25 protein-coding genes are annotated in these 26,124 nt (G+C 71.5%); 7 read left to right on the top strand and 18 right to left on the bottom strand.

Features of this window, described 5'->3' with window-relative positions:
• Positions 1–24: 24 nt before the first annotated feature.
• Positions 25–903 (bottom strand): SDR family oxidoreductase, encoded by an 879-nt coding sequence (locus ACGFZS_RS39455; RefSeq protein WP_393799156.1) that lies wholly within the window; start codon positions 901–903, stop codon positions 25–27.
• Positions 904–931: 28 nt separating this feature from the next.
• Positions 932–2,485, bottom strand: a complete 1,554-nt coding sequence (locus ACGFZS_RS39450) for a class I adenylate-forming enzyme family protein (RefSeq protein WP_393799155.1) — start codon at positions 2,483–2,485, stop codon at positions 932–934.
• A gap of 234 nt (positions 2,486–2,719) precedes the next feature.
• Between ACGFZS_RS39450 and ACGFZS_RS39445 the strand changes: the two genes are divergently transcribed.
• The 5 genes from ACGFZS_RS39445 to ACGFZS_RS39425 all read left to right on the top strand — a co-directional run bounded on the left by ACGFZS_RS39445 (position 2,720) and on the right by ACGFZS_RS39425 (position 8,255).
• The gene (locus ACGFZS_RS39445; RefSeq protein ID WP_393799154.1) at positions 2,720–4,048 is read left to right on the top strand and encodes a cytochrome P450; all 1,329 of its coding nucleotides are present in this window, start codon (positions 2,720–2,722) and stop codon (positions 4,046–4,048) included.
• Entirely contained in the window at positions 4,045–5,274 is a 1,230-nt protein-coding gene (locus tag ACGFZS_RS39440) for an NAD(P)/FAD-dependent oxidoreductase (protein ID WP_393799153.1), read from the top strand. Before ACGFZS_RS39445 ends, ACGFZS_RS39440 begins: the two co-directional genes overlap by 4 nt.
• A gap of 15 nt (positions 5,275–5,289) precedes the next feature.
• Positions 5,290–5,610 carry a 2Fe-2S iron-sulfur cluster-binding protein gene (locus ACGFZS_RS39435; protein ID WP_393799152.1) on the top strand — a complete coding sequence of 107 codons (321 nt, stop codon included), beginning with the start codon at positions 5,290–5,292 and terminating at the stop codon, positions 5,608–5,610.
• A 67-nt stretch (positions 5,611–5,677) separates the two neighbouring features.
• Entirely contained in the window at positions 5,678–6,781 is a 1,104-nt protein-coding gene (locus ACGFZS_RS39430; protein WP_393799151.1) for an NAD(P)-dependent alcohol dehydrogenase, read from the top strand.
• A gap of 16 nt (positions 6,782–6,797) precedes the next feature.
• On the top strand, positions 6,798–8,255 hold the full coding sequence (locus ACGFZS_RS39425; RefSeq protein ID WP_393799150.1) for an aldehyde dehydrogenase: 1,458 nt from the start codon (positions 6,798–6,800) through the stop codon (positions 8,253–8,255).
• On the opposite strand, the gene ACGFZS_RS39420 is transcribed toward ACGFZS_RS39425, so the two are convergent.
• Positions 8,231–9,382 carry a LuxR C-terminal-related transcriptional regulator gene (locus ACGFZS_RS39420; protein ID WP_393799149.1) on the bottom strand — a complete coding sequence of 384 codons (1,152 nt, stop codon included), beginning with the start codon at positions 9,380–9,382 and terminating at the stop codon, positions 8,231–8,233. The two genes, ACGFZS_RS39425 and ACGFZS_RS39420, sit on opposite strands and share 25 nt — an antisense overlap.
• Positions 9,383–9,469: 87 nt before the next feature.
• Positions 9,470–9,856, bottom strand: a complete 387-nt coding sequence (locus ACGFZS_RS39415; protein WP_393658250.1) for a PaaI family thioesterase — start codon at positions 9,854–9,856, stop codon at positions 9,470–9,472.
• 148 nt (positions 9,857–10,004) lie between these two features.
• Between ACGFZS_RS39415 and ACGFZS_RS39410 the strand changes: the two genes are divergently transcribed.
• Together ACGFZS_RS39410 and ACGFZS_RS39405 are read left to right on the top strand one after the other, a co-directional pair.
• On the top strand, positions 10,005–10,805 hold the full coding sequence (locus tag ACGFZS_RS39410; RefSeq protein ID WP_365693568.1) for an enoyl-CoA hydratase-related protein: 801 nt from the start codon (positions 10,005–10,007) through the stop codon (positions 10,803–10,805).
• Position 10,806: 1 nt separating this feature from the next.
• Positions 10,807–11,943, top strand: coding sequence for an acyl-CoA dehydrogenase family protein (locus ACGFZS_RS39405; protein ID WP_393799148.1), 1,137 nt, complete (start codon positions 10,807–10,809; stop codon positions 11,941–11,943).
• A 28-nt stretch (positions 11,944–11,971) separates the two neighbouring features.
• On the opposite strand, the gene ACGFZS_RS39400 is transcribed toward ACGFZS_RS39405, so the two are convergent.
• Genes ACGFZS_RS39400 through ACGFZS_RS39335 form a run of 14 tightly spaced genes read right to left on the bottom strand, consistent with a single transcriptional unit; the run spans position 11,972 to position 26,071 of the window.
• On the bottom strand, positions 11,972–12,988 hold the full coding sequence (locus ACGFZS_RS39400; RefSeq protein WP_393799147.1) for a hypothetical protein: 1,017 nt from the start codon (positions 12,986–12,988) through the stop codon (positions 11,972–11,974).
• Positions 12,985–14,016, bottom strand: coding sequence for a phosphotransferase family protein (locus tag ACGFZS_RS39395; RefSeq protein WP_393799146.1), 1,032 nt, complete (start codon positions 14,014–14,016; stop codon positions 12,985–12,987). The genes ACGFZS_RS39400 and ACGFZS_RS39395 overlap by 4 nt, the downstream gene beginning before the upstream one ends.
• Positions 14,017–14,024: 8 nt before the next feature.
• Positions 14,025–14,840 (bottom strand): enoyl-CoA hydratase/isomerase family protein, encoded by an 816-nt coding sequence (locus ACGFZS_RS39390; RefSeq protein ID WP_393799145.1) that lies wholly within the window; start codon positions 14,838–14,840, stop codon positions 14,025–14,027.
• Positions 14,837–15,649, bottom strand: a complete 813-nt coding sequence (locus ACGFZS_RS39385; protein ID WP_393799144.1) for an enoyl-CoA hydratase/isomerase family protein — start codon at positions 15,647–15,649, stop codon at positions 14,837–14,839. Before ACGFZS_RS39385 ends, ACGFZS_RS39390 begins: the two co-directional genes overlap by 4 nt.
• 20 nt (positions 15,650–15,669) lie before the next feature.
• A complete protein-coding gene (locus ACGFZS_RS39380; protein WP_393799143.1) occupies positions 15,670–16,443 on the bottom strand; it encodes an enoyl-CoA hydratase/isomerase family protein in 774 nt (257 codons plus the stop codon).
• 22 nt (positions 16,444–16,465) lie between these two features.
• Positions 16,466–17,209: a 3-oxoacyl-ACP reductase family protein gene (locus tag ACGFZS_RS39375; RefSeq protein WP_365693557.1), complete on the bottom strand. Its 744-nt coding sequence runs from the start codon at positions 17,207–17,209 to the stop codon at positions 16,466–16,468.
• Positions 17,210–17,225: 16 nt separating this feature from the next.
• Positions 17,226–18,176 carry a hydroxymethylglutaryl-CoA lyase gene (locus ACGFZS_RS39370; RefSeq protein WP_393799142.1) on the bottom strand — a complete coding sequence of 317 codons (951 nt, stop codon included), beginning with the start codon at positions 18,174–18,176 and terminating at the stop codon, positions 17,226–17,228.
• Positions 18,173–19,411 (bottom strand): acetyl-CoA hydrolase/transferase family protein, encoded by a 1,239-nt coding sequence (locus ACGFZS_RS39365; protein WP_393799141.1) that lies wholly within the window; start codon positions 19,409–19,411, stop codon positions 18,173–18,175. Before ACGFZS_RS39365 ends, ACGFZS_RS39370 begins: the two co-directional genes overlap by 4 nt.
• Entirely contained in the window at positions 19,408–20,664 is a 1,257-nt protein-coding gene (locus ACGFZS_RS39360) for a thiolase family protein (RefSeq protein WP_393799140.1), read from the bottom strand. Before ACGFZS_RS39360 ends, ACGFZS_RS39365 begins: the two co-directional genes overlap by 4 nt.
• A complete protein-coding gene (locus ACGFZS_RS39355; RefSeq protein WP_393799139.1) occupies positions 20,664–21,428 on the bottom strand; it encodes an SDR family NAD(P)-dependent oxidoreductase in 765 nt (254 codons plus the stop codon). The genes ACGFZS_RS39360 and ACGFZS_RS39355 overlap by 1 nt, the downstream gene beginning before the upstream one ends.
• Entirely contained in the window at positions 21,428–22,594 is a 1,167-nt protein-coding gene (locus ACGFZS_RS39350; RefSeq protein ID WP_362316329.1) for an acyl-CoA dehydrogenase family protein, read from the bottom strand. Before ACGFZS_RS39350 ends, ACGFZS_RS39355 begins: the two co-directional genes overlap by 1 nt.
• A 4-nt stretch (positions 22,595–22,598) precedes the next feature.
• Positions 22,599–23,636 carry an acyl-CoA dehydrogenase family protein gene (locus tag ACGFZS_RS39345; RefSeq protein WP_393799138.1) on the bottom strand — a complete coding sequence of 346 codons (1,038 nt, stop codon included), beginning with the start codon at positions 23,634–23,636 and terminating at the stop codon, positions 22,599–22,601.
• Complete coding sequence (locus ACGFZS_RS39340) at positions 23,617–25,572, bottom strand: AMP-binding protein (protein ID WP_393799137.1); 1,956 nt, start codon at positions 25,570–25,572, stop codon at positions 23,617–23,619. Before ACGFZS_RS39340 ends, ACGFZS_RS39345 begins: the two co-directional genes overlap by 20 nt.
• Position 25,573: 1 nt before the next feature.
• The gene (locus tag ACGFZS_RS39335; protein WP_393799136.1) at positions 25,574–26,071 is read right to left on the bottom strand and encodes an acyl-CoA dehydrogenase family protein; all 498 of its coding nucleotides are present in this window, start codon (positions 26,069–26,071) and stop codon (positions 25,574–25,576) included.
• Positions 26,072–26,124 lie beyond the last annotated feature (53 nt).

The following is a 26,124-nucleotide window of genomic DNA, read 5'->3' as shown; positions in this document are numbered from 1 at the left end:
GGGAATTCAGAGAGTTCAGGGGGTTCAGGAGGCGGCGGGGTCGAGGATCTCGGGGAGCCGGGAGCGGTGGAACCCGTCGAACCGCTCGCCGCGCTCCGGGGGCCGCAGCTGCCACCAGCCGGGCTTGGCGTTCGGCGCGCCGCCGTCGATGCGGACGCAGGTGCCGGTGATGAAGGAGGCGGCGGGCGACAGCAGGAAGACGATCGCCGCGGACACCTCGGCCTCGGTGCCGAAGCGCTGCAGGGGTATCTCCCGGGCCACCTCGTGCTGGATGAAGTCGCGGTCGGCGTCGTCGTAGGTGTCGAGGCCGCTGGAGGCGATCGACCCGGGAGCGACGGTGTTGACCCGCACGCCCGACGAGGCCCATTCGGTGGCCGCCGACTCGCTCAGTGTCAGCATGCCGCCGCGGGCGGCGGCCGAGTGGGAGAAGTGGGGCCAGCCGTGCCAGATGTCCGCGATCATGTTGACGACGGCGCCGCCGTGCCGGGCCATCCAGCGGTTGTAGACCTCGCGCATCACGATGAATCCGCCGGTCAGGTTGGTGCGTACGACCGCCTCGAACCCCTTGGTGGTGATCGTGGACAGCTCGGCCCGGTACTGTCCGCCCGCGTTGTTGACCAGTCCGTCGATCCGGCCGTGGGCGGCCAGGACCTCGTCGACGACAGCGGCGACACCGCTCTCGTCCCGGATGTCCGTGGCGTGTGGCGTGACGATACCGCCGTCCGCCCTGATCTCCTCGGCGACGGCGGCGAGTTTGCCGGGGTCGCGTCCCACGATCGCCACGGAGGCGCCGAGCGAGGCGAGTTCATGGGCGGTGCACCGGCCGATGCCGCTGCCGCCGCCGGTGACGACGACGCTGCGGCCGGCGAACAGGCCCGGGGTGAAGACCGATTGGTAGGGCACGGGCAGAGGTCCTCTCGTGAACCAGGGGTCAGGCGGTGGCGGTCGCGGGCCTGCCGGCACGGGGTGCTCGCAGCGCGGCCTTGTGGATCTTTCCGGTGCTGGTCATCGGCAGCGCGTCGGTGAACCGGACCTGCTTGGGCACCTTGTATCCGGCGATCAGTGCCCGGCAGTGGGCCAGGAGGCCCTGCTCGTCGACGTCGGCGCCCGGATGCTTCACGACATGGGCGACGACGCGTTCCCCCCACCGTTCGTCGGGCGCGCCGACGACCGCGCAGGCGGCGACGCCCGGGTGCGTGCCGAGCGCGCGTTCGACCTCGGCCGGGTACACGTTCTCGCCCCCGGTGACGATCATGTCCTTGAGCCGGTCGACGAGGTACAGGTGTCCGGCGCCGTCGAGTCTGCCCAGGTCGCCGGTGTGGTACCAGCCGCCGGTCAGCGCGGTGGCGGTGGCCTCGGGCTGGTTCCGGTAACCGGTGAACATCATGGGTGAGCGGACCAGGACCTCGCCGATCTCACCCGGCGGCAGGGCGCGGCCCGCCGCGTCGACGACCCGGACGTCGACCAGCGGCAGCGGAGCACCGCACGAGGTCAGCAGGGCGGGCTCGCCCGGGTCGTGCTGCTCGGGCCGGAGCAGGGTGATGATGAAGGTCTCCGACGTGCCGTAGAACTGGGTCAGTTGGCAGTCGAAGGTGGTGATCACCCGGCGCAGGGTCTCGGGTCCGATGCGTGATCCGGCGTAGAGGAGGCGGCGCAGCGAGGAGAAGTCCTGGCTCGCGGTGCCGGGGTGGTCGAGCAGCAGCGCGATGGCGGTGGGGACCAGGCAGGTGACCGTCGGCCGGTGACGCCGGATCGCGGCGAGCAGCGCGCCGGGGTCGAAGGCGGGCATGATCACGATGGTCCCGCCGTGGTACAGGGCGGTCAGCGAGACCCAGCTGCCCGCCAGGTGGAAGCCCGGCATGACCATGAGGGCCACGTCGTCGGAGGTCCACTTCTCGGTGCGTTCCAGCGAGGAGATCAGGAACCAGTTGGCGAAGGCCCCGTGGGACAGCTCCACGCCCTTGGGCCGTCCCGTCGTACCGGAGGTGTACGACACCAGCGCGGTGTCCTCGGTGTGGATCCGGGGCGCGGGTGGTGCGCCGGGGTGCCGGCCGAGCCAGTCCGCCAGGCCGGAGCCGTCCAGTACGACGACTTCGACGGCGGGGGTGACCGAGGCGCAGACGCTGTGGGCGACTTCGGCGAATTCGGCGCCCGCCACGAGCAGCGCGGGACGGGCGTCCGCCACCAGTTCGGAGAGTTCGGCCGCTGTGCAGCGCCAGTTGAGGGGTACCAGCGCGCAGCCGGCCTTGGCCGCGCCGAACCAGAGCTCGAAGAACTCCACCGAGTTCTTGGCCAGCAGACCGATGCGCGAGCCCGCGGCGACACCGGCGGCCGCGATGGCGGCGGCCAGCCGGTCGGTCCGCTCGTCCAGCTCGGCATAGGTCAGGGAACGGTCGCCGTCACACAGGGCGACCTTGTCCGGGGTGGTCGCGGCCCAGTACCTCGGTATGTCGACGAGCGTGCGGATCTCGGCGTGGAGCCACATGACGCCCCTCTCTCCACGTTACGAACTGACCGTCATGGACTGACGTTATGGACTGACCATTATTAATGTCATTCCAAATGCGTCCGTCAAGAGGGATGACAAGAGGGAGAAACCTCCCTCGACCGGGGCGATGTACGGCGGTGTCCCGGCGCCCAGCATGGGGACCACTTCGAGCCACGAGCCGCCGTACGGAATCACGACACGGCAGCACCCGGACCTTCGCCTGGAGGGAACATGACCACCGCCGAAGCCATCCAAGTCCCTGCCGTACCGGACGACATCGCCCGACAGATCGTCCTGCCGGAGGGCCACCGCGACGACGTCCCGCTCTTCGCGGCGTACCGCTGGCTGCGCGAGAACAACCCCCTCGGCCGGGTCGAGGTCGAGGGCTACGACCCCGTCTGGCTGGTCAGCAAGCACGCCGATGTCATGGAGATCGAACGGCAGCCGGACGTCTTCACCAGCGGCGGCGGCGCCGACCCCGGTTCGCACAACCCGATCCTGCAGAACCAGGCAGGTGACGCCTTCACCCGGAGCCTGCTCGGTGGCAGCCTGCGCGTCCTCGACGCCGTCACCTACCTCGACCCGCCCGAGCACACGGCGGTCCGGGGCATCGCCACCGACTGGTTCCGGCCGGCGAACCTCAAGAAGTGGGAGGACACCATCCGCGGCCTCGCGCGGGAGGCCATCGGCAAGTCCCTGCACAGCGGCGCCAACGACCTCGACCTCGTCGGGGACTTCGCCCTCGGCTTCCCGCTGCACGTCGTCATGAGCCTGTTCGGGGTGCCGGAGAGCGACGAGCCCCGGATGATGGCCCTCACCCAGGACTTCTTCGGCACCGCCGACCCCGACGCGCGCCGCGCCGATGTCGAGGAGCTGACCCCGGAGGCCGCGGCCCGCCAGTGGAAGGCCGCCATCGACGACTTCTACGCCTACTTCGACGTGCTGGTCGAGGACCGCAGGAAGAGTCCGCGGGACGACCTCGCCACGATCATCGCGTGCGCGAAGCAGGAGAACGGTGAGTACTACCCGAAGACCTTCGCCTATGGCTGGTTCGTGGCCATCGCCACCGCCGGGCACGACACCACGTCCAGCACCCTGTCCGGCACGATCGAGCAACTCGCCCTGCATCCCGAGTTGTTGACCAAGGTGCAGCAGAACCCGCAGCTGCTGCCCGACCTGGTCAACGAGGGACTGCGCTGGTCCTCCCCGGTCAAGCAGTTCACGCGCCGGGCCACCCGGGACTGCACCCTGCGCGGGCGGCGGATCAGCGAGGGCGACCGGCTGATGCTGCTCTACCAGTCGGCCAACCGGGACGCCGACGTCTTCGACGACCCGGACACCTTCCGCATCGAGCGCCGTCCGAACCGGCACATCGCCTTCGGCTACGGGCCCCACATGTGCATCGGCCAGCATCTCTCCAAGCTCGAACTCCGGGTGATGCTGGAGGAGTTGCTGCCGCGCATCCGGAGCGTCGAGATCACCGGCGAGCGCCGGGTCGTACAGACCAACTTCGTCGGCGGGCTGCGCAAACTGCCCGTGCGCCTGGAACTTTCGTCGTGACCACGGCCCCGGACCGGGTGGTCGTGGTCGTGGTCGGGGCCGGACACGCCGGGGCCACGCTCGTCGCGCTGCTCCGCCAGCGCGGGTACCGGGGGGAGATCGTCCTGCTCGGGAGCGAGACGGACCATCCCTACCAACGGCCGCCACTGTCGAAGGCGTTCATGGCGGGGGACCTCGAACAGTGGCTCCGGCCCGCCGAGTTCTACCGCGAGCAGGGCATCGACATCCGCCTCGGCGAGCACGTCGTCTCCCTCGACCGGGCCGCCCGTCAGGTACGCACCGCCTCCGGGGACGCCCTCGGCTACGACGTCCTCGTGCTGGCCACCGGAGCCCGCCCGCGCCAACTGCCCCTGCCCGGCGCCGACCTGGACGGCGTGATCACCCTGCGCACCCTCGCCGACGCCCGTGTCCTGCGCAAGTACCTGCTGGACGGACGCGGACTCGTCGTCATCGGCGGTGGTTACGTCGGCCTGGAGGTGGCCGCGGTCGCGCGGGCCCACGGCGTCGAGGTCACGGTCGTCGAGCGGGAGCCGCGGGTGCTGGCCCGCACGGCGAGCGCCCGGTTCGCGGAGTTCCTGGCGGACCGGCACCGGGCGCGGGGCACCCGGATCGTCACCGGGGCCCACCTCCTGCGGTTCTCCGGGCGGGACGGGCGGGTCGACGGTGTCGAACTGGGCGACGGCACCCGCGTCGGGTGCGCCGCCGTACTCGTCGGGGTCGGCGCTGCGCCCCGGGACGAGCTGGCCGCGGCGGCCGGGCTCGCGTGCGACCAGGGGATCCTGGTGGACACGTCGGCACGTACCGGCGATCCGTCCGTCCTGGCCATCGGGGACGCGACGCGCCGCCCGGTCACCGGAGCGGACGGGACGGTCCGTCTGGAGTCCATCCCCAGCGCGACGGAACAGGCCGGACAGGCCTGCGCCGCCATCCTGGGCACCGCCCCTCCCCCGCCCGAGGTCCCCTGGTTCTGGTCCGACCAGTTCGATCTCAAGCTGAAGATCGCCGGGCTGGTCGACGACGGACGCGAGGTCGTCCTGCGCGGCGACCCGGCCGCCGGCCGCTTCGCGCTCTTCCACCACGAGGACCAGGTCGTCACCGCCGTGGAGTCCGTCGGCGCACCCGCCGAGTTCGCGGCCGGCCGGAAGTTCATCGCCACCCGACGGCGCATCGACCCGTTGCGCCTGGCGGACGCCGGGACGCGGCTGTCCGACACCGTCCTGAACTGAGCACGGAGCACCCGCATGCCCAAGGTCACCTACGTCGTACCCGACGGAGCCGTCCACGAGATCGAGGTCCCCGGCGGACAGAGCGTCATGGAGGGGTCCGTCCACCACAACCTGCCCGGGATCGTCGCGGAGTGCGGCGGCAGCTGTTCGTGCGCCACCTGCCATGTGTACCTCGACGACTCGTCCGGGTCGCCGTTTCCCGAGGCCTCGGACGAGGAGCGGGAACTGCTGGAGTTCACCGAATGCGTCCGGCCGAACTCCCGGCTGGCCTGCCAGCTGATTCTCACCGACGACTGCGCGCCGGTACGGGTGACCGTGGCCGGCGGCGACAACTGACCCCCCTCAGGCACCCCTCACACACCTCAGTCACACCTCAGGCACCCCTCAGGCAAAGGAGCGACCCATGGACATCACCGCGGCCGTGGTGCGAGAACTCGGCGGCCCGTTCACGCTGGAACAGGTCACGCTGTCGGATCCGGCGGACGACGAGATCGTCGTCGAGATCGCCGGTGTCGGGCTGTGCCACACCGATCTCGCCGCCCGGGACGGTCACTTGCCGTTCCCGCTGCCGGGCGTCTTCGGCCACGAGGGAAGCGGGGTGGTCGTCGAAGTCGGGCGCGCCGTCACCAAAGTGGCCCCCGGTGACAAGGTCGGGCTGACCTTCGACAGTTGTGGGCTGTGCGCGCAGTGCCGTACGGGCGAACCCGCCTACTGCCGGCAGTTCATGGCCCTCAACTTCGGCGGGGCGCGGCCCGACGGCAGCAGCGCGCTGCACCTCGACGGCACCGCGCTGGGGTCGGGGTTCTTCGGTCAGTCCTCGTTCGCCACGCATGCGATCGCGCACGAGCGCAACGTGGTGAAGGTGCCCGACGACGCCCCGCTGAGCCTGCTCGGCCCGCTGGGCTGCGGAGTACAGACCGGCGCCGGAGCCGTCCTCAACTCCCTTGACTGCCAGCCCGGTTCGTCACTGCTGGTGCTCGGTGGCGGTTCGGTGGGGCTGTCCGCCGTGCTGGCGGCCGGCGTGCGCGAACTCGCCACCGTCGTCGTCGTGGAGCCCGAGGCCACACGCCGCGAGCTCGCGCTCTCCCTCGGCGCCACCCATGTCGTCGACCCGGCCGCGGGGCCCCTGTCCGAACAGGTCCGTGCCATCGTCCCCGACGGCGTGGACCACGCGATCGACACCACCGGGATGGTCCCCGTGCTGGAGCAGGCCATGGCCTCGCTCGGCCAGCGCTCGAAGCTCGGCATCATCGGCGTGCCCGCGGACCCCGCGGCGGCACTCCCCGTCAACCTCATCCAGGCGCAGGTGCTGGGTGTGACGGTCACCGGGATCGTCGAGGGCGACAGCGACCCGGACGTCTTCATCCCCCAGCTGCTGGACCTGCACAGGTCCGGACGGTTCCCCTTCGACAAGTTGATCACGACGAAGCCCTTCGCGGAGATCAACGAGGCCGTGGCGGCGCAACAGCGCGGCGAGGCCGTGAAGATCGTGCTCGTGCACGCATGACAGTCAGGAGTCGGACATGTCACTGATCACCTACGACCGGCTCTATGTGGGCGGCCGCTGGACCGAGCCCGCCACCGCCGGCACCATCGCCGTGCACTCGCCGACCACCGAGGAGCACATCGGTACGGTCCCGGAGGGGTCCGAGGCCGACATCGACGCCGCGGTCGCCGCCGCCCGCCGGGCGTTCGACGACGGGACGGGCTGGGCGAAGTGGACACCGGAGCGGCGCGGCGAGGTGCTGGAACGGTTCGCCGCCGCACTCGACGCGCGGGCCGCCGAGACCGCGCGGCGCGTCACCCTCCAGAACGGCATGCCCATCGCCGTGGCCCAGAACTTCGAGGGGATGTTCCCCGCGCTGCTGCTGCGCTACTACGCCGGGCTGATGAAGGAGACACCCCAGGAGGAGACCCGTACGGGGATGTTCGGCGGTGCCGCCCGGGTCATCCGGGAACCGGTCGGTGTCGTCGCCGCGATCGTCCCGTGGAACGTGCCCCAGGCGATCACCTTCCTCAAGCTCGCCCCGGCGCTCGCGAGCGGCTGCACGGTGGTGCTGAAGCCCGCGCCCGAGACGGTGCTGGACGCCCTGCTGATGTGTGAGGCGGCGGCGGAGGCCGGGATCCCGGAGGGGGTGCTCAGTGTCGTCCCCGGCGGCCGGGAACTCGGCGCCCATCTCGTCACCCACCCCCAGGTCGACAAGGTGTCCTTCACCGGGTCCACCGCGGCCGGGCGGGCGATCGCCGAGTCGTGCGGCCGGCTGCTGCGGCCGGTCACCCTGGAGCTGGGCGGCAAGTCCGCCGCGATCGTGCTGGACGACGCCGACCTGGCGTCGAACATCGAGAGCTTCTTCGCCGCGACGCTGCTGAACAACGGTCAGATCTGCTGGCTGGGCACGCGGGTGCTGGCCCCGCGCTCCCGGTACACGGAGGTGGTGGACACCGTCACCGCTCTGGCCCGCTCGCTGTCCGTGGGCGATCCGCTGGAGCCGGCCACGCAGATGGGGCCCTTGGTGTCGGCGCGGCAGCGTGACCGTGTGGAGTCCTACATCGCCAAGGGGCTGAGCGAAGGCGCCCGGCTCACCTCGGGCGGGGGCCGCCCGAAGGACCGGGAGCACGGCTGGTTCGTCGAGCCGACGGTCTTCGCCGATGTCGACAACGCCCACACCATCGCGCAGGAGGAGATCTTCGGCCCGGTGCTGTCAGTGATCCCCTACGGGTCGGAGGAGGAGGCGGTGGCCCTCGCCAACGCCAGTGACTACGGGCTCGGCGGCACGGTGTGGACGTCCGATCCGGACCGCGGTGAGGCCCTGGCCCGCAGGGTGGGCTCGGGCACGATCGGGATCAACGCCTATGTCAACGATCCCTCGGCGCCCTTCGGCGGCGTCAAGAGCAGCGGAATGGGGCGGGAGCTGGGCCCCGAGGGACTGCACGGCTACCAGGTGCTGAAGACCGTCTACCTCGACGGGGCGGGCACCTGACCGGTGAGGTCCTTCACCAGTGCGACGGCCTCGGCGCGGTTCGCCGCGCCGAGCTTGCGCAGCACACTCTTGACGTGCGTCTTCACCGTCTCGACGGAGACGTACAGCTTGGCGGCGGCCTCGGCGTTGGATTCACCGGCACACAGATGCTGCAGTACGTCGAGTTCACGGCGGGTGAGTTCGGACAGGGGCCACCGGAGCTGCTGGAAGGAGACGGGCGGTGCGGGCGGCGGTGCCGGAACGGCTTCCGGCGGGCCGGCGGGCCCGAGCACACCGTCGAGTACGTCCCCCACGAACCGCGCCTGGTCCTCCAGCCGGTTCCGCAGCGCGCGCAGCTGTTCCTGGCAGTACACCCGCTCGAAGGCGAGGCCGAGCCCCTCGGCGAACAGCCCGAGCAGCTCACGGTCGAAGGAGTCGACGGTCCCCGAGTCCTGGTGCTGGTCGGCGTGGACCAGGGCGACGACCTCGCCGCGGGCGACCAGCGGCGCGGCGACATAGCACCTGGTGCCGCTCAGCGTGACCAGTTCCCGGTGCACCCGGGGATTGCTCTGCGCGTCTCGTACGAGGACCGGGACCCGGCGCCGGACCACCTCGGTCTCCGGGAGTTCGCGCCCGAGCCGTCCGGGCGAGGTGCTGCCGATGCGGACCAGTTCCGCGGTCAGCCAGGGATCCTCGTCGGCGAAGGCCGCCTGCGCGGTCCAGTCCCCGCCCTGCAGACGGGAGATGAGGGCGCGACGGTAGCCGAGGCGGCCCGCCTCGACGGGGACCTGCTGGACGAGTTCGGCGAGTGTGGTCACCGACTGCAGCCGGTGCAGCGCCTCCCGTACGTTCCCGACGGCGGCCGAACGCCTGCCGAGCTCGGCCTGCCTGACCGAGCCGCGGACGGCCTGGACCGCGATCAGGAGGGCGGCGAGCCGCCGTTGGGCCTCGTCGTCGGTTGCGGGTCCGGCCAGCCGGGCGGCGAGGAGGCGCTCGGCGGTGTGCAGCGCCGCGTCGGCGAGCCGCAGGTCGAGCGCCCCGCGGGCGGGCAGGAGGCCCGGTTCGCCGGTCAGCTCGGCCGTCCTCGCGAGCGCTTCGCGGACGGCGCGGTGCATCTGATGCCGGTCGGCGGGAACGTCGTCGTCCACTGCCGCCTCCTCACCTCGGACTCAAGCGGGCGGAATCCCTGCCTCAAGCGGGCGGAACCCCAGTCTCAAGCAGGCAGAATCCCGGCCTCAAGCAGGAAGATTCGCCAGCCGTACCTGCCCCCGTGCCGCGAGACGCCCCTCGCCGTCGACGATGTCGACCGTCCACAGCTGCTGGGAGCGCCCCCGGTGGACGGGTATGGCGGAGGCGGTGAGCCGGCCGTCGGTCACGGGTCGCAGGAAGTCGGTCTGGTTGGCGCTGCCGACCACCCGCCCGCGGTCTCCCCACCACAGGCTCGCGCCCACACTGCCGGCGGTCTCCACGAGGGCGCAGTACACGCCGCCGTGCACGATGCCGTGCCCTTGCAGATGCTGGGGAGAGACAAGGCAGGAGATCACCACGTGATCGGCTTCCAGCACCTCGTACTTGATGCCCAGCACCCGGGCCAGTCCCACGTCGATCGTCTCTGGGTCCATGGCCCAAGGATACCGGGATCGGCCTGACAGGGAACCAATGCGAATGGTCGAACCTTTTTCACCCGCTCCCCTTGATGCCACGAACACCACCTCCTAAAATATGCTAATGGTCAGGCCTAATAATTCCCCGCGAAAGGACCAGGTACCCATGGACGTGGACGAGTTCACCGATGTGACCTACGAGGTGGAAGACGGTCTCGCCTGGATCACGATCAACCGGCCCGACCGGTACAACGCGTTCCGTGCCCGCACCGTCGACGAACTCGTCATGGCCTTCAAGCGCGCCTGGGCCAGTGACGAGGTCGGTGTGGTCGCGCTGACCGGCGCGGGCGACAAGGCGTTCTGCGCGGGCGGCGACCAGAAGCAGCGCATGGAGACCGGTGACTACGGCCCCTCGCAGAGCGGTCTGTTCGAGGTCGACGCGCTGCACCGGGTGATCCGGGACACGCCGAAGCCGGTCATCGCCGCCGTCAACGGCCTGGCGATTGGCGGAGGTCATGTGCTGCACGTGCTGTGCGACCTGACCATCGCCGCGGACACCGCCCAGTTCGGGCAGAACGGCCCGCGTGTCGGCTCGTTCGACGCCGGGCTCGGCTCGGGCTACCTGGCCCGGGTGGTCGGCGAGAAGCGGGCCCGCGAACTGTGGCTGATGCTGCGCCGGCTCAGTGCCGAGGAGGCTCTGGACTGGGGCCTGGTCAACAAGGTGGTCCCGGCGGCCGAGTTGCGCTCCGCGGTGCGGGAGTGGGCCGACCAGATGCTGGAGTTCTCGCCGACCGCCCTCAAGGTGCTCAAGCAGTCGATGAACACCGACACCGAGCACTTCGTGAGCATCGGGTCGATGGCGTACACCACGCTCAAGCTGTTCAGCGAGACGGCCGAGGCCGAGGAAGGCATCAGGGCGTTCAACGAGAAGCGCAAGCCCGACTTCACCAAGTTCCGGGGCGCCTGAGATGCGGCTGAGCAGAGAGCAGCGGGAGTTCGCGGACACCGTCCACGCCTTCTCGCTCCGCGAGTGCGGCACCGTGGCCCAGCGCGACGCGGTCACCGAAGGCGGGCGGCTCTCCAACAGCCCGCCGATCCTCGCGAAGTTGGCCGCCCTGGGCTGGCTGGGGGTGTCCCTGCCCGCCGAGTACGGCGGCGGGGGCGCCGACTTCGTCGACGAGTGCGTGTTCCTGGAGGCGAGTTCACGCGGGCTGCTGCCCATCACGGGCTACGGGTCCGGCCTGACCGCGGCGCAGACCTATCTGCGCTGGGGCTCGGAGGAGCAGAAGAAGACCATCGTCTCCAACCTCGCGGCCGGCCGCCTGGAGGCGATCGCGCTCAGCGAACCGGAAGCGGGCTCCGACCTGGGCGGCGTACGCCTGCGCGCCACCCGCGACGGCGACGACTACGTCCTCGACGGCCAGAAGACCTGGATCTCCGCCGCCCACGTGGCCGAGCACCTCCTCGTCCTCACCCGCGAGGACGCCACCGGCACCAAACACCAGGGGCTCACCCTGCTGATGGTCCCGACGAGCACGCCGGGCGTGGAGATCCGCCCCATCGAGACGATGGAGGCACACACCGTCAACGACGTGTTCTTCACCGACGTCCGCGTCCCCGCGTCGGCCGTCGTCGGCAACCCTCGGGGCGCCTGGAAGCAGCTGATGCGCGGGCTCGGCGTGGAACGTCTGATCATCTCGGCGATGAGCCTGGGCGCCGCCCAGCGCTCCCTCGACGACGTGATCGACTACGTCGGCCGGCGCGAGCAGTTCGGGCGACGGATCGGTGGCTTCCAGGCGATCCGCCACCGGATCGCCGACCTCGCCACGGACATCGAGTGCGCACGGTCCTTCGTCTACGACGCCGCAGCGCGGATCGACGCGGGCGAGGAGGACGACCTCGCCCGGGAGAGCTCGATGGCCAAGCTGCGCTGCACGGAGATCGCCAAGAACACCGCCCTGGAGGCCGTGCAGATGATGGGCGGCTACGGCTACGCCCGCGAGTACGGCGTGGAGGCCCAGGTCCGCCGGGCGCTGGCGCCGCCGATCTACGGCGGCACCAACGAGATCCAGCGGGAGATCATCGCCAAGAGCCTGCTCGGCTAGATCGCTAGATCGCTAGATCGCTAGATCGCTAGGACAGCGTCGGCAGGTAGGTGTACGAACGGCTGCGGGTCAGGGCGAACTCGAAGATGCCCTGGCCCCGCGCCCCCGCGCAGGTGAAGGCCGTCAGCCGGTCGGTCAGCGGGGAATCCAGGGTGCGGGGCGACACCGACCCGTCCAGCGGGTACACGTCGTGCTCCAGGTGGTCGCGCCCGAGGTGCCGGCCGTGCTGACCGCCGTACCCGGCCCCGGCCATGTAGCCGCCACCGGCGGTGGCGTCGCAGTCGATGACCTGGACGGTACCGCTCTCGGCGGTCACCTCGACGGTGCCGCCCTTCAAGTCCAGGCCGTCGTCGAACCGCAGGGCGTGCCGTACGTCCGTGATCGGGTCCAGGCGGCCGTCCTCGTACATCACGGCCCCTTCGAGCAGCAGGCGTTCCTGTCGTCGCGTCTCCACCAGCAGGAAGCCGACGGAGCGGTCGGCGAACTGGGCCTGGCACCAGATGTGCAGGCCCTGGCCACCGGTCATCGTGCGTACGCCGCGGGAGCGGTCGCGCTGCCCGTACCAGCCGTCGGCGGACCGTCGGTGCCCGTCCACGGTGAGGGTGCCGGTGTAGCGGCCGGACTGGAAGAGGTGGTCGAACGACGTGGGGGTGCCGTCGCCGTTGGTCACCTGGATCTCACCGGTCCAGGCCGGGGTGCGGGCGCGCCAGACGAGATCGAACTCCAGCCCGGCCGGATTGGGCCCCAGCGCGATCCGCCAGGCCTGCATGGGCTCCACGACCTCCCACGAGAAGGGCCCGGCGCTCGCCCCGTCGGTGGCGCTCAGCTCTGTGGAGAACCGCAGGTTGCGCTGTTCGGTCCGGGTGACGAGGAGCGCGAAACCGTCCACGACGTCCTTCGCCGGATGGACTCCGAGTCCGACGAGGACCGACGGGGCGGACTCCGCCACGGGGTGGAGGTTGAACACGAACCGGTCGAAGAACCTCTCCGGGAGAAGGCTCGGGGTGCCCGGGCGGACCAGGGCGTCGTGAAAGGTGTCGGTCATCGGCTTTCCTCCGCGAGTTCGGGCACGGGCAGTGCGGCGGCCCGGTGCGCCGCGTCCAGGAACGAGCGCACCAGGCGCGCGTCGGCGTAGTACGGGTCTCCCTCGCCGTGGACGGCGCGCCGGCGGCCGTACTCGTAGAGCACGGCGAGCTTCCAGAGCGCGAGCGTGGTGTACCAGCTCAGGTCGGTCAGATCGCGGCCGGTGCGCCGGGCGTACCGGGCGGCGAGTTCGGCGCGGGTCGGGTAGCCCTCCTCCAGCATCGCGGTGCCCATGGCCTGCGTCGGGGTGAGCGGGCTGTCCGGCGCGGGCACCGACGCGAGGAAGTACCCGATGTCGAACAGGGGGTCGCCGATGGTGGCCAGCTCCCAGTCGAGTACGGCGGCCACGGTCCCGTCCGGGGCGAGGATCACGTTGCCGATCCGGTAGTCGTTGTGGACCACGGCGGCCCCGGACTCGGCGGGCACGTGTGCCGCCAGCCAGCTCTGGACCGCCGCGAAGTGCGGCGGGGGGCCGCCGTCCGGGTCGGCGACCAGACGGCTCATCCGGCGCAGATGGCGGGCGTTGAAGCCGTCCGGGCGGCCCCGCTCGCCGAGCCCGGCCGCCCGCCAGTCGACCGCGTGCAGATCGGCGAGGGTGTCGACGAGGGCTTCGCCGATCCGGCGCCGGAGCGCGGGAGTGGCGAGCGGCGCGGGTGTCTCGGTGGTGACCACCGGGCCCTCGGTGAAGCTCATGACGTAGAACGGCACGTCGAGCACCTCGCCCGCCTCCGCTGCGGCAAGCACGGTGGGCACCGGCACCGGGGTGTGCCGCAGCGCCTCCAGGAAACCGGCCTCGCGCAGCATGTCGTGCGCGCCGGGCGGGGTCGGGGGCGGCGGGGGCCGCCGTACGACGACGCGGTGGGTGCCGTCCGAGACCAGATACGTGAGATTCGAGTGGCCGTCGCCGATGCGCCGCACGTCCAGGTCGCCGGCGCACAGACCGCGCTCGGCCAGGAAACGGGCGAGCGCGTGCAGGACTTCGGGGGTCATCGGGCTCCTCATCGCCCGGTGAAGCGGGGTGCGCGCTTCTCCTTGAAGGCGGTCAGCGCCTCGGGCATGTCGTCGGTGCGGGTGAGCAGGGCCTGGCCGCGGTTCTCCAGTTCGAGCGCGGCGGCGTACGAGGTGATCTCCTGGTTGCGCTGGATGGCACGCTTGGAAAGGCGCACGCCGCCCGGGGAGTTGGCGGCGATGAGGCGCGCCGTCTCGACGGCCTCGTCCAGCAGCCGCTCGCTCGGCACCAGCCGGTTGGCGAGCCCGATCCGTACCGCCTCCTCGGCGCCGACCAGCCGGGCGGTGTAGCCGATCTCGGCGGCCCGGCCGGGTCCGACGAGCCGGGTCAGGTGGTAGGAGGTCCCCAACTCGCCGATCGACAGGCCGACTTTGACGAACGCGGCGCTGAACTTGGCTGTGGGCGCGACCAGTCGGATGTCGGCGGCCAGGGCGAGCGCCAGTCCGCCGCCCGTGGCCGCGCCGTGCACGGCGGCGATCACCGGGAAGGGCAGGTGCCGTATCGCCTGGATGCCGCCGGTGGCGGTCTCCTGGAACTTGAGGAACTCGCGCACGCCCATCCGCGTGATGACGTCGATCTCGTCGAGGTCGAAGCCGGCGCAGAAGGCCCGCTCCCCCACTCCGGTCAGGATCAGCGCGCGCAGGGGGAGGTCCCGAAGTGCGCGGGCCGCGATGCCGTACTCGTGGAACATCCGTACCGTCTGCGCGTTCATGCGCTCGGGACGGTTGACGCGCAACACGGCGATGTCGGCGCCGAGTTCCTCGATCTCCAGTGTTTCGAGCTTCGGGAAGTCCACTGCGGTCACCGCCCCGTGAAGATCGGCCGGCGCTTCTCCTTGAACGCGGCGAGCGCCTCGGGCATGTCCTCGCCACGGGTCAGCAGGGCCTGGCCGCGGTTCTCCAGTTCGAGCGCGGCGGCGTACGAGGCGGTCTCCAGGTTGGCCTGGAGGGCGCGCTTGGAGAGCTGTACCCCGCCCGGGGAGTTGGCCACGATCGACTCTGCGAGCGCGAGCGCGTCGTCGAGGAGGGCGTCCGGCTCGCTGACGCTGTTCACCAGGCCGAGGCTCAGTGCCTCCTCGGCTTCGACCAAGCGGCCGGTGAAGCAGATCTCGCTGGTCGCGGCGGGGCCGATGAGCCGGGTGAGCAGCCAGGAGGCGCCCAGGTCTCCGGCGGAGAGGCCGATGCGGACGAAGGCGGCGTTGAACCTGGCGTCGGTGGAGGCGAGGCGGATGTCGGCGGCGAGCGCGAGCGAGAGACCACCGCCCGCGGCGGCCCCGTTCACGGCCGCGACGACCGGTACCCGCATCGAGCGCACGGCGAGCAGGGCGCGGGCGGCGCGCTCCTGCCGGTCGAGCATGCCGAGCGGGCCGAGCGTCGGCAACTCCTCGGCCTCGTCGAGGTCGTAGCCCGCGCAGAACGCCCGGCCCGCGCCCGTCAGCACGACCACCCGGCAGTCGTCCTCGTCGTCGAGGGCGGTGGCCATGGCCTCCAGTTCGTCGAACATCGTGGTGGTCATGGCGTTGAGCCGGTCGGGCCGGTCCAGGGTGACCACGACGACGCCGGGTGCGGGCTCCGTCAGCCGCAGCGTGTCGTAGGGGGTGTCCAGGCTCTTCATCGGGCCTCCTTGCTGGGTTGTCAGGCGAAGTCCGGGCGGCGCTTGGCGACGAAGGCGGCGATGCCCTCGGCCGCCTCACCGGTCTCGAACAGCTCCTGTTCCTGGTCCGCCTCGTAGGCGAAGCCCTCCTCGGCGGTCAGGTCGAAGGCGGCGTCGACCGTGCGGACGACGGCGAGTTGGGCCGGGAGCGAGGCTTTGGCCAGTTCCCCGGCGAGGGTCAGCGCCTCCTTCAGGGCGTCGCCGTCGGTGAGCCGGTCCACGAGACCGATGGCGAGCGCCTCGGCGGCCGGGACCTGGCGGGCGGTGAGCATGATGTCCAGGGCGCGGCCCCGGCCCACGAGCCTGGGCAGCCGCTGGGTGCCGCCCGCGCCGGGGATCAGCCCGATCTTCACCTCCGGCAGTCCGAAGCGGGCTCGGGGGCCGGAGACCCGCAGCGTGCAGGCCATGGCCAGTTCGAGGCCGCCGCCGAGGGCCAGTCCGTCGACCGCCGAGACGGAGAGGAACGGCGCGGCGGCCAGCCGGTCGTTGACCGCGCGCATCCGGTCGCCGTAGGCCGCGAAGGAGGCGGCGTCGATCGTCGAGAGCTGTTTGATGTCCGCGCCGGCCGCGAAGAAGCCGTCGAGGGCCGAGGAGATGACGACGACCTTGACGTCGCCGGCCGCTTCGGCGGCGTCGAGGGCGGCGTGCAGGCCGTCGAGGAGAGGGGTGCCCAGCGCGTTGGCGGGCGGGCGGGCGAGGGTCACGTGCAGGATGCCGTGGGCTTCCCGCTTCCAGGTGACGACTTCACTGTCCATCGGTGCTCCGTTCCCTCGTTTCTCAGGCCATCGTCAGTCCGCCGCTGACCGACAGGGTCTGGCCGGTGATGAACCGGGCCGCGTCGGAGGCGAGGAAGGCGACGGCGGGGGCGACGTCCTCGGGCGTACCGAGGCGCTTCATGGGCACGGCCCTGGTCATGCCGCCGATCACCTTCTCGGCGTCCTGACCCGAGCCGTCGATGAAGCGGCGCAGCGCGGGCGTGTCGGTCGGGCCGGGGCAGACGGTGTTGACGGTGATGCCCTTGGTGGCGACCTCACGGGCGAGGGTCTTGGTGAAGGCGATGATGCCGCCCTTGGCGCCGGAGTAGACGGCCTCCATGGAGGAGCCGACCCGGCCAGCGTCGGAGCCGATGTTGACGATCCGTCCGAAACCGCGCTCGGCCATCCCGGGCACGACGGCCTTGGTGACCCGGAGCGCGCCCTTGAAGTTGATGTCGAGGACCCGGTCCCAGAACTCCTCGGTCGTGGCGACGAACGGCATGAAGTCGTCCCAGCCCGCGTTGTTGACGAGGACCTCGACCGGGCCCAGCTCCGACTCGACCTGGCGTACGGCGGCCTCGACCGAGGCGGTGTCGGTGACGTCGGCCTCCACCGCGATGCCGTTGATCTCCTTGGCGGTCTGCGTGGCCGTTTCCGGGTTCAGGTCGGCGATCGCCACCCGGAAGCCCTGCGCGGCCAGTTCGGCGGCGATGCCCCTGCCGATGCCCTGCGCTCCGCCGGTGACGAGTGCGACGCGGTTGCTCATGGGTCTCCTCATGGGTTCAGTCAGTGGCCGGGGCCCACAGCACGGGCCCGGCGACGATCGAGTGGCTGGTGAGCTTGCGGCCGAGGACGCCCTGCGCGCTGCGCGCGGCCTCGATGACCCGGTCCAGGTCGAGTCCGGTGTCGACGCCCATCTCGTGGAACATGCCGACCAGGTCCTCGGTGGCGATGTTGCCGGTCGACCCGGCGGGCACCGGACAGCCGCCGAGCTCGCCGAAGCTGGACTCGAAGCTGGTGCAGCCGACTTCGAGGGCGGCGTAGGCGTTGGCGAGCCCCTGTCCGCGGGTGTTGTGGAAGTGGGCGGTCACCTCGACACCCGGCAGGCGCCCGAGGGCCGCGGCGAAGAACTGCGAGACGTACGCCGGGTTCGCCATCCCCGTCGTGTCGCCGAAGCCGATCTCGGTGGCACCGGCCTCGGCGAACTCCTCGGCGAGGCCGAGCACCCGGTCGAGCGGCACCTTGCCCTCGTAGGGGCAGCCGAAGGAAGTGGCGATCACGGCACAGAACTTGAGCCCCTCGGCGACGATCCGCTTGCCCATGACCTTCACGTCGGCCATGGTCTCCTCGACCGTACGGTTGATGTTCTTCTTGTTGTGGGTCCCGGACGCGCTGACGAACAGGGCGACGTCCTCGAAGAGTTCGCGGACCTTCAGCGCGTTGTCGAGGCCCTTGCTGTTGGGCACCAGCACCATCCGCTCGACACCGGCCGGCAGGTCGATCCCCTTCAACACCTCCACGCCGTCGGAGAGTTGGGGAATGACGTCGGGGCGGACGAAGCTCGCCACCTCGATCCGGGTGACACCGGCCCGGCCGAGCTCGTCGATCAGCCGGATCTTGTCGGGGGTCGCGATGGTCTCCGGCTCGTTCTGGAAGCCGTCGCGCGGGCCGACCTCCCGGACGTGCACACGCCGGGTCTCGCCCGGAGTGCGGTTGTCGGGCAGCACCGTCATAGGGACACCTCCTGGTCCGTGAGGCTCCTGTCCAGCCTCTCTCTGTACTGGGGTGCGGCCACCTCGATCAGCCGGCGGGCGCGCTCGGCGACGGTGCAGCCGGTGAGTACGGCGGCGCCGTGCTCGGTGACGACCATGTCGACGTCGACCCGTGCCGTGGTCACCACACCACCGCGCAGCCCGGGGACGATCGCCGACTCGCCGCCCGACTCCGAGCGCAGCGCGATGATCGACCGGGCGCCGGTCAGGGACGCGGCACGGCTGAAGTCCACCTGGCCGCCGACCGCGCCGATGTGCACTCCTCGGCTGACTTCGGCGCCGACCTGGCCGAGCAGGTCGACCTCGATGGCCGAGTTGACCGACACCAGCGAGCGCAGCCGGGACAGCACCGCCGGAGCGTGGGTGTAGCTGGCGGCCCGGAACTCCACAGGGAAGGCGTGCAGTTGGTCGTACATCGACGTACTGCCCAGGGCGGCCCCGGTGACCACGAGGCCGGGGTCGATCTCCTTCTTGGCTCCGGTCACGACGCCCCGCTCCACGAGGTCCAGGACGCCGTCGGTGATCATCCCGGTGTGGACGCCGAGGTCGGTGTGGTCGCGGAGCGCGTCGAGCACGGCGCCGGGCAGCGAACCCACGCCCATCTGAAGGGTGTCGCCGTTCTCGATGAGAGCCGCCACATGCCGGGCGATGGCGCGGTCCACGGCGTCCGGCGGGCGGGAGGGCGCCTGGGTCAGCGGGCGGTCGGTCTCCACGGTGGCCGCGAAGGCGCCGAGCGGCAGCCGGTCGGACCCGATGGTCCGGGGCATCCGGTGGTTGATCTCGGCGATGAGCGTCCGCGTGTGCGGCAGCGCGTCGGCGACGTACTCGACCCCGATCCCGAGGGACACCATGCCGTCACCGTCCGGCGGGGAGACCTGCACGAGCCCGACGTCGCAGGGCAGCCTCCGCTCGGCGAACATCCGGGGCAGGGCGGAGTAGTGGCACGGCACCACCTCCAGCTGTCCCGCCCGGCTCAGTCCGCGCAGCCGGCCGAGACCGCCGTACGACAGGACGGTCAGCGCGTCGGGGAGGTCGCCGGAGAGCCGCTCGTTCCAGGTGAGGCCGCTGAAGGCGCGGACCGGGCCGATGGAGTCGGCCTGGTCGAGCAGGGCGTTCACCAGCGGTTCGGGCTCGGCACCCGCCTGCCCCCACCACACCCCGTCGCCGGGCCGCACGAAACGCGTCAGGTCGATCATCGGTCGACCCGCTGGACGAGGGTGGCCGTGCCGAGTCCGCCTCCGCAGCACATGGTGACCAGACCGGTCTCGACGTCCCGGCGCTCCATCTCCGCGATCAGCGTGCCGAACAGGCGGGCGCCGGTGGCACCCACGGGGTGGCCCAGGGCGATCGCGCCTCCGTTGACGTTGACGCGGTCCATGTCCGGGCGGAGCTCCCGCTCCCAGGCGAGCACGACAGAACTGAACGCCTCGTTGATCTCGATCAGGTCGATGTCGCCGATCGCCATGCCGTTGCGCTCCAGCAACTTGCGGGTCGCCGGAATGGGACCGGTGAGCATGATGACCGGGTCGACGCCGACGGTCGTCTGGTCGAGGATCCGGGCGCGGGGGCGCAGGCCGTACCTCTCGGCGGCCTCCCGGGAGGCGAGGAGCACACCGGCGGCCCCGTCGGAGATGGGTGACGAACTCCCCGCCGTGATACGGCCGTCGGGACGGAAGACGGTCTTCAGCGCCGCCAGCCCTTCCAGGGTGGTGTCGGGCCGGATCGTCTGATCGCTGGTCCGCTTCTCCCCCGCCAGGTCCAGCGGGATCATCTCCCGCTCGAAACGCCCCTCCGCGACCGCCTCGCTCGCCAGCCGGTGCGAGAGGACCGCGAACTCGTCCATGTCCGCACGGGAGATGCCCCACCGGTCGGCGATCAGCTCGGCGCTCTCGCCCTGGGGTACGAAGTCGTAGCGCGCCCGGAGTTCGGCGGGCCACGGGTCGCCGTACAACTCAGAGATTTTCGCCGGGGAGTCCATCGGCACATGCCCCATGTGCTCGACACCGCCCGCGATCACGATGTCGTGCGTACCGGAGGCGACGAGCGCCGCCGCCATCTCCACGGCCGTCTGGGCGGAGCCGCAGCGGCGGTCGAGGACGGTCGCCGGAACCTCGGGCGGGTAGCCGGCCTGCAGCCAGGCGTTGCGGGCGATGTTGCGGGACTGCTCACCGAAGGGTGCCGTGCAGCCGATCACCAAGTCCTCGACCGCCTCGGGTGCCAGGCCGGTGCTCTCCAGCAGGGCCGTGTAGACGGCGCCGAGCATCTCGTTCGGATGGGTGTCGCGGTACCAGCCGCGCTCGGGATGCGACTTGCCCATCGGGGTGCGCAACGCCTCGACGATGAGCGCCTCGCGGCCATTGCCGGCAAAGGGCCGGACAGCGGCGCCCCGCAGGGGCGCGGGGAACTGCGCGCCCAGCCCCGACGGCGCCGCAGACGAACGACGGTTCATCAGATCACCGTCCCGCCGTCGACCGGCAGCACCTGACCGGTGATGTACGACGCCGCGTCCGACGCGAAGAAGACGAAGCTCCCGGCGATCTCGTCCGGCTGGGCCCAGCGCCCGAGCGGGATGCGGGCGAGGGTGAGCGCGGCGAGCTTCTCGTCGCTGCGGACGGTTTCCGTCATCGCGGTCGCGGCCAGCGGGGCAAGGGCGTTGACCGTGATCTGTTTCCTCGCCAGTTCCCGGGCCAGGGACTTGGTGATCCCGACGACCGCTGCCTTCGCCGCGCCGTAGTTCACCTGCCCGATCGTCCCGACCAGGCCAGCGGCCGAGGTGACGTTGATGATCCGGCCGGTGCCGTCGGCGGGGAGGAAGGGCAGGACGGCCTGGCTGACGGTGAAGGTGCCGCCGACGTGGATGTCGAGCACCCGCGAGAACTGGTCGGCGGTCATCTTCGGGAACATCGCGGGTGCGATCGCCCCGGCGTTGTTGACCAGGATGTGCAGCACGCCGTCGCCCAGGTCGGCGGCCGACCGGGCTGCCTGGGCCGCCTGTTCGGGGTCGCGGACGTCGAGCAGCGCGGGCTCGGCCCGGCCGCCGGACGCCACGATCTCCTCGGCCGCCCGCGCCGCGGCGTCCTTGTCGATGTCCGCCACGACGACCGCGGCGCCGGCGGCCGCGAACGCCCGGGCGACGGCGGCGCCGATGCCGTTGCCCGCACCGGTGACCAGGGCGGTGCGCCCCGCCAGGGAGAACCTTGCCGAAGAAGTCATCAGTAGCTCCTGGGAAGGCCGAGGACGTGCTCACCGAGGAAGTTGAGGACCATCTCCTGGCTGAGCGGGGCGATCCGGGTCAGCCGTGCCTCCCGGAAGTAGCGGGCGACGTGGTACTCCTCGGAGTAGCCCATGCCGCCGTGGGTCTGCAGGGCGCGGTCGGCGGCCTGGAACCCGGCGTCGGCGCACAGGTACTTGGCGGTGTTCGCCTCGCGGGCGCACGGCTCGCCGTTGTCGTACAGCCAGGTCGCCTTGCGCAGGACCAGTTCGGCGGCATCGAGGCGGGCGAGGGAGTCGGCGAGGGGAAACTGCAGGCCCTGGTTCATGCCGATGGGCCGGCCGAAGACCTCGCGTTCGTTGCCGTAGCGGACCGCCCGGCGCAGTGCGGCGCGGCCGATGCCGAGGGCTTCGGCGGCGACGAGCATCCGCTCGGGGTTGAGCCCGTCGAGGATGTACCGGAAGCCCTGGCCCTCCTCCCCGATCCGGTGTTCGGCGGGGATGCGCAGGTCGTCGATGAACAACTCGTTCGAGGTGACGGCGTTGCGGCCCATCTTGCGGATCGGGCGGATGTCGACGTGGTCGCGGTCGAGGTCGGTGAGGAAGAGGGTCAGTCCTTCGGTCTTCCTCCCCGCGTCCTCGAACTTCGTGGTGCGGGTCAGCAGCAGGATCTTCTCGGACTCCATGGCCTTGGAGATCCACACCTTGCGGCCGTTGACGACGTAGTCGGAGCCGTCGCGGCGGGCGAAGGTGGTGATCCTCGTGGTGTCGAGGCCGGCGCCCGGCTCGGTGACGCCGAAGCAGACGTGCAGGTCGCCGTTGACGATCCGCGGCAGGTTCTCCTTCTTCATCTCCTCGCTGCCGTGCACGATCACCGGGTGCATGCCGAAGATCGACAGGTGCATGGAGCTGGCGCCGTTCATGCCCGCGCCCGACGCGGCGACCTCCTCCAGGAGCAGCGAGGCCTCGGTGATGCCGAAGCCGTGGCCGCCGTACGCCTCGGGGGTGGTGATGCCGAGCCAGCCGCCGTCGGCGAACGCCTGGTAGAACTCGGTGGGGAACTCGTGTGCCGCGTCCTTCTCCATCCAGTACTGCTCGTCGAAGCGCGCGGCGAGTTCACGGACCGCCGTGCGGATGGTCTGCTGGTCCTCGGTGAGGGCGAAGTCCACGACCTCACGTCCCTTCCGGAGTGATGAGGGCGAGCCCGTCCGCGATCCGCTCGTTCCAGGCCGCCGGGGCGCCGAAGAGCTGTTCGTCGAGCTTGGCCCGCTTGAAGAACAGGTGGAGGTCGTGCTCCCAGGTGTAGCCGATCGCGCCGTGCAGGGTGAGCGCGGTGTCGGCGGCGCGTGCGCCCTCGGCGGTGACCTGGGCCTTGGCGGCCGCCGCGTGCAGCGGGGCCCGGGGGTCGCCGCCGTCCACGGAGGCGGCGGCGAAGTAGACGACGGACCGGGCGGCCTCGATGCCGACCAGCATGGTGGCGGCGGCGTGCTTGACCGCCTGGAAGGACCCGATCGGGACCCCGAACTGGTGCCGCTGCTTGCTGTACTCCACCGTCAGGTGCAGCATCCGCTCGGTGGCGCCCAGCGAGTCGGCGGCGACCAGGACGGCCGCCCGGGCCGACGCCTGACGCAGCAGGTCCGTGGCCTCGGCGTCCAACCGGACCGACGGAGCGCGGTCGAGCGTCACGTCAGCCAGGGAGCGGGAGCGGTCCAGGGGCCGCCGCGGAGTCCGTACGACTCCTGGTGCGTCCGCCGCGACGAGCCGCAGCCCGTCCCCGGCCGGTACGACGAAGCGCGGGGCCGTGTCCCCTGCGAGCACCCTCGCGACCTTGCCGGTGACCGTGCCGTCGGCGTCCATGCGCAGCGACCCGGGGGCCTCGGCGGGGACGGCCTCGGCCGGGATCAGCAGGGCGGCCGGACCGGCCTGCGCGGGCGCGGCGAGGACGGTCGCCAGCCAGTCGGCCGACGGAACCGCGGCGCGCCCCAACTCCTCTGCGGTGAGGGCGAGTTCGACGAGTCCGCCGCCCTGTCCGCCGAGTTCCTCCGGGAGTCCGACACCGTCCCAGCCGTCGGCGGCGAAGCGCGCCGGGAAGGCGGTCGCGTCGCCCGCGTCGAGCCAGCCGCGTACCGTCGCCGGGGGTGCTACGTCGGCGAGCCAGCCCCGGAACGTCTTCTGGTACGCCTGCTGTTCCTCAGACAGCTTCCACTGCACCGCCGCCGCCCTCCTGACCACTCGTCGCGCTTGCCTTGACCCGCAGCCGGATCGCCTCGACCGCGTCCGGGTTCTCCGCGCCCGACAGGTCGCCCGGGTCGGTGCCGAGCACCGCCGCGCGGACCGCGCGGCGCAGGATCTTCGCTGACCGCGTCTTCGGGAGTTGCTCGACGCCGACGATCCGGGCGGGCGCGAACGGCCTGCCCACCTCCTCGGTCACCCGCCGCCGGAGCCTGGCCGCCACCGTCTCCGTGTCCTCCGCCGCGGGGCTCGGCACGTAGAACGCCCACACCGCCTCGCCCTTCTTCGGGTCCGGGACGCCGACGACCGCGCACTCGGCCACCGCCGGGTCCACGGCGAGGACGGACTCGATCTCCGCCGGGGCGACCCGCTTGCCGGCCACGTTCATCACGTCGTCGGAGCGGCCGAGGACGAACCAGTCGCCCGCCTCGTCGACGAGGGCGTGGTCGCCGTGGCGCCAGAGGCCGGGAAGCGCCGACCAGTAGGCCTCGTGATACCGGTCGGGGTCCTTCCACACGCCCCGGGTCATCGACGGCCACGGCTGCCGGCACACCAACTCGCCGACACTGCCGCGCAGTTGGCGGCCCTCGTCGTCCACGACGTCGACGTCCATGCCGAGGGCCGGACCGCCGAGGGAGCAGCTGCTGATGTTCTCCACCGGGTACGGGCACAGGAACGAGCCGCCGACCTCGGTACCGCCGGAGAAGTTGATGACCGGGACCCGGCCGCCGAAGACGTCGCGGGCGAGCCAGTCGTAGGACTCGGGGTCCCATGGCTCGCCGGTCGAGCCCAGTACCCGTACCGAGGAGAGGTCCGCCGAGGGCGGTTGCCCGGACACCGCGCGCAGGGTGCGGATCAGGGTGGGCGACACCCCGAGCATGGACACGTGGTGCCGCTCGGCGAGCCGCCAGAGCCGGTCCGTGTCGGGTACGTCGGGTGAGCCCTCGTAGAGCAGCAGGGTGCCGCCGTTGGCGTGGGTACCGAAGACGGAGAGCGGGCCCATGATCCAGCCCATGTCGGTGATCCAGCAGAACGTGCGGCCGGGCGCGATGTCGAAGCCGTACGCCACCTCGCTCGCGGTCTTCACCAGGAACCCGGCGTGGGTGTGCACGGCCCCCTTGGGCCTGCCGGTGGTTCCGGAGGTGTAGGCGAGCAGGAGCACGTCGGAGGCGGAGGTGTCCTCGACCGAGGGATCGGGGTCGGCTTCGAGGAGCCGCGCCCAGGACACCTCCGCGTCGCGGGTCTCTCCGACCACGACGACCAGGTCCACGCCGGGGCAGGACTCCAGCGCCTCCCGCACCTGCGGCAGCATCCCAACTGCCTTGCCCCGGCGCACGGTTCCGGCCGCCGTGATGACCGCCTTGGCGTCCGCGTCCCGGATCCGCGACGCGATCGCGCCGGGCCCGAAGCCGGAGAACAGCGGCACCGCCATCGCCCCGATGCCCACCACCGCGTACAGCGCGACGACCGCCTCGGGTGTCATCGGCAGGTGCAGCGCGACGGCGTTCCCCCTGCCGATGCCGTGGGCGCGAAGTCCCGCACGGACCCTGGCCACTTGGCCGTCGAGTTCCGCGAACGTCAGTGCGCGTACGGCCCCGTCCTCGGTCTCGTGCACGACGGCCGTCGCATCGGGTGTACGCCGTGCCCAGCGGGTCAGGGCCGCGTCCGTGATGTTGATCCGGCCGCCGGTGAACCACTCGGTGTGGGCGATGCCCCGGTCCAGGTCGACCGTCCGGGTGTACGGCGTGCGGAACTCGATGCCGAGGTCGTCGACGACCGTGTCCCAGAAGGCGGCGATGTCGGCCACCGACCTGGCGCGCAGCTCGTCGGCGGTCGACGCGCCGAGGGTGCGCATCAGGCGGGCGACGTTGGAGTGCTCCAGGTGGTCCCGTGACGGGTGCCAGGTGTAGGGCATGTCAGCTCCTGGGCATGCCGAGGATGCGCTCGGCGACGATGTTGCGCTGGATGAACGTCGAGCCGCCGGCGATCGCGGTGCCCCGGGACTGGTTGGCGAGCCGCAGCCACTGCCGGGCCGTCGCCTCCTCGTCGTCCAGGCCGAACTGGCCGCCCAGCGGCTCCAGGGAGAGCCGGAAGTCGGCGAGGTCCTCGACCAGCGGGCAGAAGTAGAGCTTGCCGATCGAGGTCACGGCCCCCGGCGGGCCCTCGGATACCGCGCCGGACACGACGCGTCCGCCGATCGTGCGGTGCACCAGCGCACGCGCCCACAGGTCGGCCACCTTCTGCCGGACGTGCGGGTCGGCACCGAGCGGGCTGCCGTCGGCCGCCTTCATGGTGCGGACGTCGGCGATGACGTCCTCGATCGCCTTGGTGGTGTTGACCCGGCCGGGGGGGGGGGGGGGCCCCGGGGGGGGGGCGGGGGGCCCCCCCCCCCCCCCCCCCCCCCCCCCCCACACCCCCCCCCCCCCCGGGGGGGGGGGGCGGCTGGGCCGGGCGGGAGACGGGGTAT

This window comes from Streptomyces sp. NPDC048288 (assembly GCF_043201555.1).
Lineage (GTDB): Bacteria > Actinomycetota > Actinomycetes > Streptomycetales > Streptomycetaceae > Streptomyces.
The sequence above is the reverse complement of the archived record's forward strand: the minus strand, read 5'-3'. Positions and strand labels throughout refer to the sequence as shown.